We start from the raw sequence: 16341 nt of genomic DNA, 5'->3' as shown, positions 1-16341 counted from the left end.
AGGGAGTGCGTACCTGTGGCTTTTTATATTTACATAGATGTGTATATGAAATTTCAAATTGCCGTAGAATAGCCATGGGTATGTGACTTTTTCTATGGTTTTTTTGTCGGGCAAAAGCAATGAATAATGGGGAAGTGATATTTTTGGCAGCAAAATTACGGCTCATGTGGGCGATTATGAGGGGGAACAGGCTCCAATACTTTGGAGCCATATTAAGCATGGGTATTTCTGCAGTATTGTCTCTTGCTACGCCTTTGATCGTGAAGGTGGCAATTGACTACATAATACAGAATAAGCCTGAGGAAGTTCCGGAATTTTTAATGTGGTTTATAAATAAATTGGGGGGCAGGGAAGTGCTCATGAATAATTTATGGGTGCCTGCACTTATTCTTGTGGCTGTTACGGCATTGAACGGTATTTTTCTTTATTTAAAAGGAAAGTTGTCTGCTGAAGCCTCGGAAGCCGCTGCAAGAAATATGAGGGATGTTGTGTACTCCCATATACAAAGCCTTCCTTACGATTATCACGTAAAGGCGGAGACGGGGGATTTGATACAGCGCTGTACCTCAGACATCGAGACTATAAGAAGGTTTCTTGCAGTTCAGATGGTAGAGATGGGAAACATTATATTTATGATAGCCTCGGCGCTTACGGTTATGATATCTTTAAACATTAATATGACTCTTGTATCTACGGCTACCATGCCTTTCATATTCATATTTGCCGTTGTGTTTTTCAATAAGGTAAGCCGCCTCTTTCAGGATGCCGACGAAGCCGAAGGAAGGCTGTCGACGACTCTTCAGGAAAATTTAACGGCGGTCCGGGTTGTAAAGGCTTTCGGAAGGCAGAAATATGAGGTTGATAAATACGATGAAAAGAACAGGGAATACAGGGATAAATCCTTTAAATTATCCATGCTTCTGGCAGTTTACTTAGCAATGTCTGATTTTGTTATTATGTCTCAGACGGGCATCGTGCTTATATACGGCGTATACAGGACAGTTACGGGAGCAATCACTCTGGGAACTTTAGTGGTATTCACATCTTATGAAGGGAAGCTACTTTGGCCTATCAGGCATTTAGGAAGGATACTTACCGACGCGGGAAAAGCATTGGTATCATTGGGAAGGATAAAAGAAATACTTGATGCGCCCCTTGAGGATATGAAGGAAAATGGGCTTAAACCTCAAATGGAAGGCGACATTGAATTTGAAAATGTTTCTTTAGGCTATGAAGAGGGCAGAGAAATTTTAGAGGATATTTCATTTACCGCTAAAAAAGGAGAGACAATTGCCATTCTCGGAGCCACAGGCTCGGGAAAATCATCACTGGTCCACCTTCTGCAGGGACTTTATGATTATAACTCCGGCCACATATATATAGACGGCGTTGAATTAAAGGACATAAATAAAGAGCATTTAAGAAAGAATGTAGGATTGATACTTCAGGAACCCTTTCTCTTTTCGAGGAGCATAAAGGAAAACATAGGCCTTTCAAATTATAGGGCAGGTGATGACGAGGTATTCGAAGCGGCAAGGGTATCAAGCGTCCACGATGTTATCAACGAATTTGAGGAAGGCTATGATACAATCGTCGGCGAAAGAGGAGTTACGTTATCAGGCGGCCAAAAGCAGAGGGTAGCAATGGCAAGAACCCTTGTTATGAATACCCCCATACTTATTTTTGATGACTCTTTAAGTGCCGTTGATACAGAAACGGATGTCAGGATAAGAAATTCCTTAAAGGAAAGAAAAAATACAGCCACAACTTTTATCATTTCTCACAGGATTACCACTTTAAAGGAAGCTGATTTAATATTGGTTCTTCATGAAGGGAAGCTTAAACAGACGGGAACTCATGAACAATTGGTTTCAGAAGAGGGGCTGTATCAAAGGATTTGGAATATACAAAATTCAATTGAACAGGAAATAGTTAAGGCAGGTGATGAATATGGCTATGTATGATGAAGAGGATTTCAGCAAGGGATTTGATTTGACCCTGTGGAAAAAATTATTAAAATATGCAAAGCCCTACAAATCATGGATGATTTTACTTGCCGCCATATTAATAGGCAGCGGTATTGTCGATGCGGCTTTTACTATGATGTCAAAGTACGCTATAGATAAATTCATTGTGCCGGGGAATTTGGAAGGTATGGATAAGTTTATGCTCTATTATGGCCTTCTGGTTATTTTGCAAGCTGTAAATATAGGGATGCTCATTGCAATTGCCGGGAAAATCGAGATGGGCATAACCTATGACATAAGAAAAGAGGGCTTTAAACGCTTGCAGGAGCTGTCCTTTTCATATTATGACAAAACTCCTGTAGGATGGATTATGGCCAGGATGAACTCCGATACCACCAGGTTGGGTGAGACCATAGCCTGGGGGCTTGTGGATCTGGCCTGGGGAAGCGCCATGATGGTTGCGGTTATGGTTTCCATGCTCTACATGAACTGGAAGCTTGCATTGATTACCCTGTCTGTTGTCCCGGTGCTGGCGGTATTAAGCATATTTTTTCAGCAGAAGATTCTTAATTTATATAGAAAGGTAAAAAAGATAAATTCCAGAATAACAGGAGCTTTCAATGAAGGAATCATGGGGGCAAAAACCTCCAAGGTACTTGTAAGGGAAGAAAAGAACTTAGAGGAGTTTAAGGAAATTACGGGTCAAATGTTCAAAGCCTCTGTGAAGGCGGCTGTTCTTACCTCCATTTATCTTCCTGTAGTCATGGCTTTAGGAAGCATAGGAACGGCTTTTGTATTGTGGTTTGGAGGAGACGGCCTTGTAGCCGGCACATTAACCTACGGTACCCTGGTCGCCTTTGTCGCATATACGGTGCAGTTCTTTGAACCCATAAGAGAGCTTGCCAGGATTTTTGCGGAATTTCAGTCAGCCCAGGCCTCAGGAGAGAGGGTGCTGTCCATGATAGAAACCCAGCCGGATATTGTGGATAAAAAAGAAGTCATCCGCACTTACGGTGATGTGTTTTTTCCTAAGAAAGAAAACTGGGAAGATATAAAAGGAAATATAGCCTTTAAGAATGTATCCTTCTCCTATAAAAGGGGGGAGAAGGTACTGGATAACTTCAACCTGGAGGTTAAAGAAGGAGAAACCATAGCACTGGTCGGAGAAACAGGTTCGGGAAAAAGCACCATAGTAAATCTCTTATGCCGATTTTATGAGCCTACGGAAGGGGTTATTTTAATTGACGGCGTGGATTATAAGGAGCGGTCCTTAGTCTGGCTTCAGTCAAACTTGGGATATGTGCTCCAGTCCCCCCACCTTTTCAGCGGCACCGTAAAGGACAATATACGCTACGGAAAGCTTACTGCTACGGATGAGGAAATAATCAGAGCTTCAAAACTTGTCAATGCCCATAATTTTATTGTAAGGCTAAGCAAAGGCTATGATACGGAAGTGGGAGAAGGAGGAAACAGGCTGTCGACGGGAGAAAAGCAGCTTATATCCTTTGCCCGGGCCCTCATAGCCAATCCTAAAATATTCGTGCTGGATGAAGCTACATCCTCTATTGACACCGAAACTGAAAAGGTAATACAGCACGCGGTGGAGAGGGTGTTAAAAGGGCGGACCAGCTTTATAATAGCCCACAGGCTGTCAACCATCCGCTCTGCCGGAAGGATCCTGGTGATTAAAAAGGGAAAAGTAATAGAACAGGGAAACCATAAAGAGCTCATGGCGTTAAAGGGCTATTACTACAGCTTGTATACTAATCAATTCAAGGAAGAAATGGGAAAGGGTATTCTGGATAAAATTCAGGTTATATAATTGTTTTAAAAACAATGCCTCTTAAAAGATAATGTTATTTTTAAAAGCTCTATACTATTAATTTGAACCCATAAAAGCGGATATTACAAAAATAACCCCCTGGCCGTAGAATATAACAAACTGCGGTTAGGGGGATTTTTCATGCCTTAATTTATTGTGGAAGCAGTCAAATAGCTTCATTAAGTTGTCAGGAAATTATTATTAATTGATACACAAATATCCATATAAATGTTATAATAAATTAATTGTTGAAAATTGCTAGAATTGGTCTGTTTTCGTTAATAAATATCAGCCGGAATATTCAAAGAAGGTGTTAGACTTGAGTCATAAAAAAAATAATGTGATGGAACTCAGTTTTATGGTGCTTAATTCGCTTACAGACCGGATTGCAGTTTTGGACAAGGTAGGTACTATCGTATATGTAAACATTTCCTGGGAGAAATTTGCCGAAGAAAACGGTGCAAAGCCAGGGACAACCGGTATGGGAGTAAATTATTTTAAGGTTTGCGATAATGCCTGGGATGATTTGGAGTATGCGAAGAGCACTTATCAGGGAATAAAGGAAGTGTTGAATGGAGAGAAGAATAATTTCACCTATGAGTATCCCTGCCGCTATAAAGGAAAGGAATCATGGTATAGGCTGAATGTTTCTCCCCTCACCGGGAAAAGGGATTACGTCGTTATATCCCATTCGGATATAACGAGGCAAAAATTGATTGAGGAAAAATTTGAAGAAAATAAGGAGATATACAGTGCTTTATTTGAAAAAAACAATTCTCCCATTCTCATCATAAATCCCGAAACCGCTCTTATAGAAGGTGCCAATCCCGCAGCCCTGAAATTTTACGGATACAGCAAAAAAGAAATTATAAATATGAATATAAACCGCATCAATACTTTGACCGATGAAGAGATACGAACAAAAATGAGCCATGCTAAGAGCACCAAAAGCAGAACCTTTAATTTCAGCCACCGTTTAAAGGACGGAAGGGTAAGGCATGTGGAAGTATACAGCGGCCCCATAGTGTTAAAGGGAAAACAGCTTTTATATTCCATAATTCATGATGAGACGGAGCGAAAAAGGGAATTTGCAAGAGCCGAGAGCCTGCAGCAGCATCGGCTGGACACAAAGTTTCCCCTGGAAGACAAAGCAGAATTAAAGAGCATATACATACCTGCAATGTCTGTAAGCGGCGATTTCTATCAATTATACAGGCTGGATGACAATAAGGTAGTGGGTATCATAGGGGATGTCTGCGGGAAGGGAATGACCGCCGCATTAAATGTAAATGCCATAAAGGTGCTATTCAGCGACGGCCTGTTGATAGACTGGGAGCCAATTAAAATATTGAATTACTTAAACCGGCAGGTAATAAGGCATTTTGAAGATGATTACATTGCCGTATGCTGTTTTTTATTTGATTTTTCAAAAAAAGAGGTTGTAATTGCCGGCGCGGGTATAAATCAGTATATGCACAAAGAGGCTTCAAGCAGCTGGAGCATAGAAACAGTAAAAGGTCCGTTTTTGGGTATGTTTGAAGACAGTGAATTTGAGCAGCATATTATAAGCTTTAAGGAAAAGGACTGCTTTGGTTTTTACACCGACGGTCTGGATTTTATAATAGATGATTTATTTGAAAGTGAGAAGTGTTTGGTACTTGAGACCCAGGAAAAAATGAAGGATTACTTAAGCAAAACATTATTTGATGTTAAAAAGCTCTATGACGACTGTACATGGTTAGGGGTAGAAATCAAATGATTACGGAGGAGATGCATGATAAACAAGGAATACAATATGTTTGGAACGAAAAATCAAAGAATTATCATTGAAGAGATTATCAAGGAAATGAATTTTAATGAAGAAGACAGCTTTGATTTAAGGCTTATTATGTCTGAAGCCCTCACAAATGCCTTTGTTCATGGAAACAAGGGAGATGCATCAAAGCCTGTCTGTCTTAAATTTCGTTATGACGGTGAAATTGTGATAATTGAAATAAAGGACTGCGGCGACGGTATGACAGAAAATTTAATACCCGAAAAAATCGCCGATGAAAGAATATTAAGTGAAAAAGGGAGGGGGTTTTATCTCATAAGCTGCTGTTCGGATAAAATAAGTTTTAACGACAGCACTGTGATTATAGAGAAGAAAGTCAGAATATACTAATGAAAAATATTATGTTTTCATATTCTTATAAATACACGGGGAGTGAAGATACATGAAATTAAGCATAAAGATCAAATTGGCGGGCACATTTCTTATGTTTATTGCCATACCAATGATGATTCTTGGTTTTTTCTCCTACAGGATGTCTTCCGGTTCACTTCAGCAAGTTATAGAGCAGCAGTTAAGGCAGCAAAACCAGGATATTGCTGAAGCAATAGACATGACAGCCCAGTCGGTTATGAAATTTATAAAGGCAGCCAGCCGCAACGAGGACGTTATCAATGCCTCGGCATCCTTAAGGACAAATGAAGAGGCCAAAGACAAGGCAATTAATTATCTTACAGCCTTGAAAAAAGATGACAGCCAGCTTATTGAAAGTCTGGTTATCACAGATGCATACGGGGTAGCGATGATTACGGACGATTCAAAGAACCCTGACATGAATTTAAGCGACCGGGACTATGTTAAAAAAGCTTTATCCGGCACTGAGGCAATGAGCGAGGTTTTGACATCGAGGATTACGGGCAATACCGTTGTTGCAGCAGCCGTTCCTTTAATATCCGAAGGAAGGGTTACGGGACTTATTGTTGCTACTATAAATTTTAATGAAATAGTGAAAGCCTCCACAGAAGCTATAATAGGGCAAAACGGTTATTCATATATGATTGACAGGACAGGTCTTTTAGTCAGCCATCCTGTAACAGAAAAGATACTGGCTGAAAATTTAAGTGACTCAGACAGCAGAGAGCTTGTCGCACTGGTGGAAAAAATGAAGGCGGGAGAAACGGGAGAAGGCTTTTATACATATGAAGGGGTCTACAAATTTGTGCGGTTCCAGCCTGTGGGAGACTGGGTGGTTGCATTAACAGCCAACTATGACGAATACATGGCACCTGCCAGGACAATACTTATTGATACCATAATAATCACAGCTGCAGCTATAATCATAGCTTTGTTCCTTGCATTTTTTATCTCATCAAAAGAGATAGTAAATCCCATAAGAAAGATGCAGAAATTAATGGAGATTGCCGGGAGCGGAGATTTGACAGCCCGTTCCGATATAAAATCCAAGGATGAACTGGAAGCACTGGGCAATTCCTTTAACGATATGATGGAGCACCAGTCACAAATTGTAAGCCAGGTAAGGGCAGGGGCTCAGGAATTGGCTGCTTCCTCCGAAGAGATGGCTGCTTCTGCTGAGCAGGTAAGCTCTGCTGCCCAGCAGATAAATTTAAGCATTCAGGAAGTTTCCGATAATGCCGAACACCAAAACGGTGCCGTAGTCACAGCTTCACAGGTTTTAGTACAGCTGTCCAGTTTGGTGCAGATGGCTCAGAATAAAGCCATGTCCGCCAATAAAAACGCCGTTGAGACCAAGGAAGCCGCAAAATACGGGCGTATTAAGGTTGAAGAAACCGTTAAGGCAATGGATAAAATAAGTATAAGCACAAATGATACGGCCAAAGTTGTCGCTGCTTTAAACGAGCTTTCCAACAAGGTAGGAGGCATCATTACCACAATAAATGCCATAGCAGAGCAAACAAACCTTCTTGCATTAAATGCAGCCATAGAAGCTGCCAGGGCAGGAGAGCACGGAAAAGGCTTTACCGTTGTAGCGGAAGAGGTCCGTAAATTATCAGAGCAGTCCAATACAGGGGCAAATGAGATTGCAATGCTTGTTAATGAAATGATAAAACATACTGAGAAGGCTGTAAGCTCCATAGACGGCGGCAAGGAAGCCGTTGAAAACGGAGTGAGAATAGCAAACGAAACCGACAAATCCTTTGTGAATATTATAAATGCCGTTGAGCAGATAGTAGGGGACGTAGAAGAGATAGACGATATTACAAAGGATGAGGTAGCAACATCAGATCAGGTAATAAAATTGATCGATACAATAGCAACCATTACCGAAACCACATCGGCAAACAGCCAGGAGGTTTCCGCAGCAACAGAAGAACAGACAGCAACCATCGAGACCATTGCGTCAACCGCAGAGGAAACAAGCAGCTTGTCGGCAGGCTTAGAGGAATTGGTAAGAAGGTTTAAGGTAAAGGGGGAGAAAAATGATAGTATCTCAGGGTAAGGATAAGGAAATAGTTATAATGATTCCCGACTATTTTTCAGTTGAGCAGGCATCGGAATTAAGAAAAGAAATGAGCGAATTATTCCATAAGAACATAATAATGGATTTTAAAAACTGCAGCTTTATAGACAGCACAGGGCTAGGAGTAATCGTGGCCGTCTATAAAAGGTGCATGGAAGCAGGGGGAAGCCTTAAGCTTCGTTCCATGAACCCCAATGTATATAAAATATTCAAGCTTACCCGATTGGATAAAGTATTCGAAATTAATTAAATTATTCTTGTTTTTTAAATATTTTGATGTTACACTATGAAAGGCAGATTAAATAGTATCTTTAAGTTGGTCCCGTGAGACCGGCAAGATATGTTAGATTAGTTGTGTAATAACTTCTTGCTGGTTAAACGGTAAGAAGTTTTTTTATTGCAATCATTAATATTTTTTAAAACGGAAGGTGGAAATTATGAACGAAGAAAAATTAACAGGCTATTTACCCGACGAAAATCCCCCTATATGGAAGCTCATACTCTTTGCACTGCAGCAGATACTTATTATGTTCCCGGCAACGGTTTTGGTTGCCCTACTTACAGGCTTCCATGTATCCACAACTTTATTTGCCAGCGGTTTTGCTACATTATGCTTTATGGTAGTTACTAAAAGGCAGATACCATTATTCTATGGCTCCAGTTTTTCATATATATCAGCCATAGTCGCCATAACCGGAGTTAAGGAATTCGGACAGGTTGCAAGCGACAGCCTCATAGCAGAAGCTCAGTTTGGTATCATGGCATCGGGTTTAGTATCAATTGCAGCAGGTTTTATGGTAAATAAATTCGGTAAAGAAAGAATTGATAAAATACTTCCTCCAACCATTACAGGAAGCATAGCAATCGTAATTGGTTTATCTCTGGCAGGAACTGCCATGAGCGGTGCGGCAGCACACTGGCCGGTGGCCCTTATTACACTTTTGGCAACGATGTTTTTCTCGGTGTTCCTAAAGGGAACCTACGGACAGTTATCAATATTACTTGGAATAATTTTAGGTTATATAGTCAGCATACCTTTCGGACTTGTGGATTTTGGAAGCATTGCAGCCGCTGCGCCGATTACAGTGCCCCATTTCACACTGCCTAAGATGAGCCTGGCTTCAGCATTGGCTGTTATGCCTATTGCCATAGCAACGATACCCGAATCATCGGCACATTTATTTCAGCTGGATTTATACGTAAATGACCTGGCAGTAAAAACAGGAAGCAAGAAGAAATATAAAATAGCCGACAAATTAGGATTAAACCTTATAGGTGACGGCATAGGCGATATAGTTTCAGCACTTATCGGCGGTCCTGCAGGAACAAACTACGGCGAGAATTTAAGCACCATGGCTATTACAAGAAATTTCTCAAGCTTGGTACTTATAGTGGCGGCTGTTATAACAATGGTTATATCATTTTCAGGCACATTATCCGCCGTGGTAAATTCAATACCCGGTGCGGTAATAGGGGGAATTACCATATATCTTTTCGGAGTTATAGGAGTACAGGGTTTGGCTATAATGATAAGCCAGCAGGTGGACATGTTTGATACAAGAAATCTCGCCATAATATCCACAATACTCACGATAGGCCTGGGCGGTACCTTTGCTTTTGAAGGCGGACTTATTCCCATGTTTGGATTAAAGCTGCCGGCAATCGCCACAGCAGCAGTATTCGGAATCATAATAAACGCCCTGTTGGGCATAAACAGGAATAATTAATAAATTAAAAAATATGAAAAACAGCACTGCCGTTTTTCATATTTTTTTGTGATTTTATGGTGTTATTGGTAGTGTAGAAGTTTTTAAACACCATATATTTACGGGTATTGATAAAATATAACTTTTATCGAAAAAAATACGATAAATTAAGATAGTTGTTAAAATACAAAGATATGCTAAATAAATGGGGATTATTCCCATGAATTTGGATGCGTTGAATTTTACATTCCTTGAAATTTGTGGCAGAATATTAAAGGGTTTTACCATGACTATGAGGAAAGAAGGGTGTTGTGTGGAGTCTAAAAGGATATATTCGCGTATCGAGATTGTAAAAAGCTACTTATGCAGTTTGATTTTAGATGACAGCGATTTATTAAATCCCGATGTTATTTTTGTCAGCAAAGAGCTGGACAAGATGTTAAACAAGTATTATGCCATACAGGCAAATAAAATGTAATACATGTGTTACCGGATTTTAAATATTATTTATTGAATAAAAGGACTGTGTTTACAGTCCTTTTGTTAGATTTTGGACTTTATATTTTTTAAAATTATACGAAATATAAGATATAGGCAGTAAATACCGCTGCTGATTTTAGTAAATTACCCGGAGCAGTGATATTATGAAGAAAATATTATATATATTAATAATGCTTATAATTGCAGAAGTCTATTTTATAACCATCCATATCCTTGCCAGACCGGTAATATATTTGGAGGTAAAGAAGCCTATGACCTTAGCCGATATGCCGGAGGAAAAGAAGGTTTTACTGGACGTGCCGGTAATATCCCAATTGCCTGAGCTTCCCAGAGGCTGTGAAGTCACATCCCTTACCATGCTGCTGAATTATGCGGGGGTTGAAGTGACGAAAATGGAGCTGGCTGAAAAAATAAGGAAGGTTCCATATTTGGAAAACGGCTTGTACGGCCATCCAAACTCAGGATTCGTGGGGAATATTTACACAATGAGCCAGCCGGGATTGGGGGTTTATGACAAGCCAATCCAGGAGCTTGCCAATAAATACATTCCATATAAAATAGTAAACTTAACAGGTGAGGACTTCAGATGGGTGCTCCAGTATTTAGACAGGGGAAGACCTGTTTGGGTCATAAACAACACAACCTTCAATGTACTTGCAGAAGACCAGTTTGCAACCTGGCAGACTGTAAAAGGAAAGATAAAAGTCACAACAAAAGAGCACAGTGTAGTCATAACAGGATATGATAACAAGAACATATATTTAAACGACCCCTTGACAGGGGAGAAGAATAAGGCAGTCGATCGGGAAAGCTTCATCGCAGCCTGGGAGCAGATGGGCAAACACGCTATAACCTACAGCAGATGATTTTGGGGCACCTTCCGTTTCGGCGTCTAGGTCTAGGGGCTGTAGCATTTGAAACACTGCATTGCTGTGCTCGAGTTCTGCAAGTTCTAAGGTTTCCTGCCATCTAAAATCCTAAGTAATATCTTGGCAGAGTCACCAAGAGCTTTAGAGAGAACTCTCGCAAATGCTCATTTATATTGTTTCAAATGCGGCAGCCCCTTTGCACTTTGCCCTTTGCAACCATCTTCTCGTGTTATATAATTAGTTTATATGCTAGAGAGAAGGGATTAATTATGAAGATAAGATTTTTAGGCGCAGCCAGGACAGTTACAGGCTCCTGTTACTATTTAGAGGCTGCAGGAAGAAAATTTTTGGTGGACTGCGGAATGTTCCAGGGCAATATGGCAGAGCATAACTCAGAGAATTTTCGTTTTTTCCCTGGAGACATTGATTTTATGATTTTAACCCATGCCCACATAGACCATTCTGGAAGGATACCTCTTTTAGTCAAGAAAGGTTTTACAGGCAGCATATACTGCACATCGGCAACAGCAGAACTGATAGGTATAATGCTGAAAGACAGCGGACACATCCAGGAGATGGAAGCCCAGTGGGAGACTAAAAAAAGGCTCAGGAAGGGATTAGACCCGGTAGAGCCCTTATATACAGTTGAAGATGCGGAAAAGGTTGCAAAATATGTGGTGCCTGTAACCTATAATAAAACAATTACAATAGATGAAAACATCAGCCTGACTTTAAAAGACGCAGGACATCTTTTAGGTTCGGCCATCATCATTCTCAATATAAATGATGAAGGGAAGAAGAAGACAATAACCTTTACCGGTGATTTGGGAAATGTTGATATACCTATCATAAGGAATTATGAATATATAGATGGAACTGATTATCTCATAACGGAATCTACTTACGGTGACAGGCTTCATGAGATGAGGGAAGAAACTCAAAGCCTTTATGATATTATAATAAATACGATGGAAAGAGGCGGAAATCTAGTTATACCCTCCTTTGCTGTCGGAAGAACCCAGGAACTTTTGTATATTTTAAATTATTATTTGGATATTGAAAAAAGGCATAAGCTTGAAAATGTTCAGATATTTATGGACAGCCCTCTTGCCATTAAAGCGACGGAGATTTTTGAAAAGCATAAGGAATGCTATGATGAAGAAGCATTGAAGGTTTTAGAGAGCGACGTAGCTCCGCTTAATTTTTCAAACCTTAACATCATTGAAAAGGCGGATGATTCCAAGCTTCTGAATAATAAAAAAGGTATAGTTATTATTTCTTCCAGCGGCATGTGCGAAGCCGGAAGGATAAAGCACCATTTAAAGCATAATCTGTGGAGAAAGGAAGCCACAATTGCTTTCGTAGGATACCAGGCCGAGGGTACTTTAGGCCGAAGGATCTTAGAAGGCGAAAAATCCGTAACAATATTCGGAGAAAAAATTGCAGTGCTGGCAGAGGTTGAATGCGTACCCGGTCTGTCCGGCCACGCCGATTTGAACGGCATATTAAAATGGGTTAAGAGTATCAAAAACGGTGTAAAGAAAAAAATATTTATAACCCACGGAGACGCCGAAGCCGCCGAAAACCTTAAAGAGAAGCTTAAAGAAGTATCAAATGCCGAAGCCATTGTACCGGATTTATACGAAACATTTGAATTATAATGTAAACACAAAAAGGGGCTGTAGCATTTGAAACACTGCATTGCTGTGCTCGAGCTCTGCAAGTTCTAAGGTTCCCTGCCTTGAAAATACAAGAATTTTTAAACTTCATTCGTTCAAGCAATCTAAAATTCTAAGTATTTTCTGCGGCAGAGTCACCAAGAGCTTGCAGAGAACTTTCACAATGCTCATTGCGTTTTTTCAAATGCTACACCCCTTTTTTAATTGCTTATATTAAAGAAAAGAAAGCATTCCTGTATGCTCCATTAATATCTTAAATCCCATGAGGGCTAATATTATGCCTCCCAATGCTTTTGCCCTTTTTTTAAACAGGATGCCGCATTTCTTTCCAAAGATTACGCCGGCGAAGGATATTATAAAAGTTATTACCCCTATAACTATGGCAGACTGCAAAATTGCCACATTGAGAAAGGAAAAGCTTATGCCTACTGCAAGAGCGTCTATGCTTGTTGCAACAGCAAGCATAAACAAAGTTTTATCGTTTATAGGGTTCTCTTCTTTTGAAGGCACTTCATTTTCTTCTTCTTTTTTAAAACTCTCCGCCACCATTTTGATGCCTATGTATCCAAGTACAAAAAATGCCACCCAGTGGTCTATCTCAACAATATATGTACTGAAATTTATACCTACCGACCAGCCTATCAAGGGCATGACTGCCTGAAAAAAGCCAAAGTAAAGAGCTATTTTTACCGCATGCTTTATTTTAAGGTTGTGAATTACTATTCCGTTGGTTACGGAAGCTGCAAAAGCATCTATTGAAAGCCCGAAGGCTGTAAGCACCAGGGTTATCAGGTTCATTTAAAGTACCTCCAAACATAATAAGCCATATCAATATTTCTATAATTCAGCCAATCTAGCATAATTATATTTTGTCACAAATATTTCACCATATGTTCACCTAATGGTCACAGTAGAAGTTTATAATCTAAATAAGCAAGATGAACAATTAAAAAATGAAAGGAAAGTGATTATGAAAGCATTAATTAGAATAGTCGGCGGTATAGTAATAAGCGGAGTTATTTTAACAACTGGAAGTATAGCTATGGCAGATACAAATAAAAACCCTACATATGGTAAAGAGAGAATTTTAAGAAGCGGAATAAAGGGTTTCCCCGGGACATTTATTCCTGTGGATGTATTTATGGAGGAACAGTTAAAGACTCTTGTGGATGAAAAAATTATATCTCAGGAAGCAGCAGATAAAATCAAAGAACTTCAGCAAAAAAATATAGATGAGAGAAAGGAAGAATTAAATAAAGTAAAAGATATGACTGAAGAGGAAAGGGAAGCGTATTTTGAAGACAATAAAAATCAAAGCCTTAAACCTGTGAAGGAAGATATATATTCACGGGCAGTCACAGAAGGCATTATAACTCAGGAAAAAGCAGATGAAATACGCAATAAACTTGATTCAATCCATGAAGAAGAAAGAGACAAGAAAATATCTGAAATTATGAGTGAACTGGTGCAAAAAGGGACAATCACTCAGGAGCAGGCAGATAAAGTGATTGAATATATGAATACAGAAGAAGAAAATAAAGAACTGGACCATGAGAAAATTAGAGATATGACTTTTGAAGAACGCCGTGAATATATGCAAAATAAAGTATCAGATAAAGAAAATTTCCTTTCAGAGCTTGTGGAGGATGGTATACTGACAAATGAGCAGGCAGATGAAATATCGAAGGTATTCCGGAAGGGTGCTCAGAGAGGCGAGGGTCATGTAAAAGATTTTTTGAAAGACAGGATTAATAACGGAAATATTGAAAAAAGTAATATCGGAAGTACTGGGTTAGGTTTGTAAATTTCTATATCCTCTCTTAATTATATATGGGGCTGTGTCTTCAGTTTTACTAATGACACAGCCCCATTACATTGACAGCAATTATGGTGTTTTTAATGCGGAGGATGGACGAAGCTCCGGCTCTGCATAGACAGAAAAAACGTGATTGCGGATAATCGGTAATCCCACTTTCTATATATTTTACAAACTCGTACCACAGGAAGAGCAGAATTTTGCTCCGGCGGATACTTCCGCACCGCAGGAGGAGCAAAACTTCTTCTCTTCGGCTGAAGCAGGAGGCGTATAGGAAGATTCAGCGGTTTCATGGTCTTTGGTTAACCTTATCTCTTCTATCTTTTCTTTCAATTCGGCTATGTTATTTTCTATTTCCCTGATCTGAAGGCATAATGCCGCAAGCTCACCATCTGAAATTTCACCGGCCTTGAATTTGTTGTAGGTTAATTCCCCCAGCTGATTGTATATAGCCTTTATTCTGCCCTCGTCAGAGCTGATCGCCATGTTCAGTTTTGTAGTTTCCATAAAGCCCTCGGACCTTTTAGCGGCAACCTTGGCAGCATCGCCTACCTTTTTCGTAAGGTTATCAAGAAAAGACATTATATCACTCCCTTTAATTTTAATATAACATTAATGCTATTATAAACTAAAATAATACCAAATATAACCATTATGTTTGATTGTCCATATGAAATTCTATTCATATTATATAGTATTAGTATTAATTAAGAAGTGGGGTATTATGGCTGATTTTTTTGAAAAGGTAATGGATGAAATGGATAAGTATATGAAAGCTATGGGGCATAAGACAGGTAAGTTTGCAGGGGATGCAAGGGTGTGGCTTGAGGTCAATTCTCTTAAAAAAGAAAGGGATGAGGTTTTAAAGGACTTAGGGTCTTTAGTATATAAGATGAACAGAAGGAGTGCTTTTGATGAAAAAAGGATAATAGAGAGATGCCGTAAAATAGACGATTTGAATCTAAGGATAAAGGCAGCCAAGGAGGAGAAGGACTTAAGCTATTATGAACATAGATTGCATGGAGAAAGAAAGAGAAAACACAAGGATAAAAGGAAAGAAAACCGCGAGGGGGCAGGTTTAGTAGAGGCTGATTATTATGAAATCGAAGAGCCTGACGATATATAAAATGCGGGGGGAAGGGGAAAGCGCCGATTGTTATAAAATAATATGTTGACATGCGCAGTTAAAGATGATATATTAATCAAGCGTCACTTTTGCGAAGAGAAAAAGAAAAACTGCCAACAAAAACCATGTTGACAGAGGGCAAGAGAGATGATAAGATAGTAAATGTCGCTCCCCTCGGAGCAGCCGCTTCAAAAGAGCGGTAACGATCCTTGAAAATTGAACAGTGTGAGAGATTGTGTGAAGCGTTTCAGGTAAGACTGAAACAACCCAAATTAATTATCATGGATAATGAGTTATCTTCGATAATTAGTCACAATATCTTTTGAGAAACCTAGAACAGTAATTAATAGCTAGTTAAGTCTAGCTAGGAAATAAACTTAACATGAGAGTTTGATCCTGGCTCAGGACGAACGCTGGCGGCGTGCCTAACACATGCAAGTCGAGCGGAGATGCAGCAATGTATCTTAGCGGCGGACGGGTGAGTAACACGTGGGTAACCTGCCTCATAGAGGGGGATAGCCACCCGAAAGGGTGATTAATACCGCATGATGCGGAGCTTGGGCATCCAGGCACCGTTAAAGGAG

General features: G+C 39.7%; 14 protein-coding genes and 1 rRNA gene. 13 read left to right on the top strand and 2 right to left on the bottom strand.

Annotated features, from left to right (window positions below; genetic code table 11):
• Window positions 1-143: 143 nt before the first annotated feature.
• From OXPF_RS06170 to OXPF_RS06125, 10 genes are all read left to right on the top strand, one after another.
• Window positions 144-1964, top strand: a complete 1821-nt coding sequence (locus OXPF_RS06170; RefSeq protein ID WP_242854335.1) for an ABC transporter ATP-binding protein — start codon at window positions 144-146, stop codon at window positions 1962-1964.
• Window positions 1951-3789, top strand: a complete 1839-nt coding sequence (locus tag OXPF_RS06165) for an ABC transporter ATP-binding protein (RefSeq protein WP_201779680.1) — start codon at window positions 1951-1953, stop codon at window positions 3787-3789. The genes OXPF_RS06170 and OXPF_RS06165 overlap by 14 nt, the downstream gene beginning before the upstream one ends.
• Before the next feature lie 343 nt (window positions 3790-4132).
• Window positions 4133-5548 carry a SpoIIE family protein phosphatase gene (locus OXPF_RS06160; RefSeq protein ID WP_242854339.1) on the top strand — a complete coding sequence of 472 codons (1416 nt, stop codon included), beginning with the start codon at window positions 4133-4135 and terminating at the stop codon, window positions 5546-5548.
• A 15-nt stretch (window positions 5549-5563) separates the two neighbouring features.
• Window positions 5564-5953, top strand: a complete 390-nt coding sequence (locus OXPF_RS06155; protein ID WP_054874336.1) for an ATP-binding protein — start codon at window positions 5564-5566, stop codon at window positions 5951-5953.
• Window positions 5954-6005: 52 nt separating this feature from the next.
• Window positions 6006-8039 carry a methyl-accepting chemotaxis protein gene (locus OXPF_RS06150; protein ID WP_054874335.1) on the top strand — a complete coding sequence of 678 codons (2034 nt, stop codon included), beginning with the start codon at window positions 6006-6008 and terminating at the stop codon, window positions 8037-8039.
• Complete coding sequence (locus OXPF_RS06145) at window positions 8020-8310, top strand: STAS domain-containing protein (protein WP_054874334.1); 291 nt, start codon at window positions 8020-8022, stop codon at window positions 8308-8310. Before OXPF_RS06150 ends, OXPF_RS06145 begins: the two co-directional genes overlap by 20 nt.
• A 187-nt stretch (window positions 8311-8497) precedes the next feature.
• Complete coding sequence (locus OXPF_RS06140) at window positions 8498-9787, top strand: uracil-xanthine permease family protein (RefSeq protein ID WP_054874333.1); 1290 nt, start codon at window positions 8498-8500, stop codon at window positions 9785-9787.
• 199 nt (window positions 9788-9986) lie between these two features.
• Window positions 9987-10244, top strand: coding sequence for an aspartyl-phosphate phosphatase Spo0E family protein (locus tag OXPF_RS06135; RefSeq protein WP_054874332.1), 258 nt, complete (start codon window positions 9987-9989; stop codon window positions 10242-10244).
• 166 nt (window positions 10245-10410) lie between these two features.
• Entirely contained in the window at window positions 10411-11133 is a 723-nt protein-coding gene (locus OXPF_RS06130; protein WP_054874331.1) for a C39 family peptidase, read from the top strand.
• Window positions 11134-11405: 272 nt separating this feature from the next.
• Window positions 11406-12797: an MBL fold metallo-hydrolase RNA specificity domain-containing protein gene (locus OXPF_RS06125; protein WP_242854334.1), complete on the top strand. Its 1392-nt coding sequence runs from the start codon at window positions 11406-11408 to the stop codon at window positions 12795-12797.
• 231 nt (window positions 12798-13028) lie between these two features.
• Here OXPF_RS06125 and OXPF_RS06120 read toward each other — a convergent pair whose 3' ends face one another.
• Entirely contained in the window at window positions 13029-13613 is a 585-nt protein-coding gene (locus tag OXPF_RS06120; protein ID WP_054874330.1) for a manganese efflux pump MntP, read from the bottom strand.
• A gap of 172 nt (window positions 13614-13785) precedes the next feature.
• On the opposite strand from OXPF_RS06120, the gene OXPF_RS06115 reads away from it, so the two are divergent.
• A complete protein-coding gene (locus OXPF_RS06115; protein WP_054874329.1) occupies window positions 13786-14619 on the top strand; it encodes a hypothetical protein in 834 nt (277 codons plus the stop codon).
• 180 nt (window positions 14620-14799) lie between these two features.
• Here OXPF_RS06115 and OXPF_RS06110 read toward each other — a convergent pair whose 3' ends face one another.
• The gene (locus OXPF_RS06110) at window positions 14800-15213 is read right to left on the bottom strand and encodes a zinc ribbon domain-containing protein (RefSeq protein WP_054874328.1); all 414 of its coding nucleotides are present in this window, start codon (window positions 15211-15213) and stop codon (window positions 14800-14802) included.
• A 142-nt stretch (window positions 15214-15355) separates the two neighbouring features.
• On the opposite strand from OXPF_RS06110, the gene OXPF_RS06105 reads away from it, so the two are divergent.
• Both OXPF_RS06105 and OXPF_RS06100 read left to right on the top strand, forming a co-directional pair.
• Entirely contained in the window at window positions 15356-15757 is a 402-nt protein-coding gene (locus OXPF_RS06105; protein WP_054874327.1) for a hypothetical protein, read from the top strand.
• A 378-nt stretch (window positions 15758-16135) separates the two neighbouring features.
• A 16S ribosomal RNA gene (locus tag OXPF_RS06100) occupies window positions 16136-16341 on the top strand; the annotation flags it as partial.

This window comes from Oxobacter pfennigii (assembly GCF_001317355.1).
In the GTDB taxonomy this organism is placed as follows: domain Bacteria; phylum Bacillota; class Clostridia; order Clostridiales; family Oxobacteraceae; genus Oxobacter; species Oxobacter pfennigii.
The sequence above is the reverse complement of the archived record's forward strand: the minus strand, read 5'-3'. Positions and strand labels throughout refer to the sequence as shown.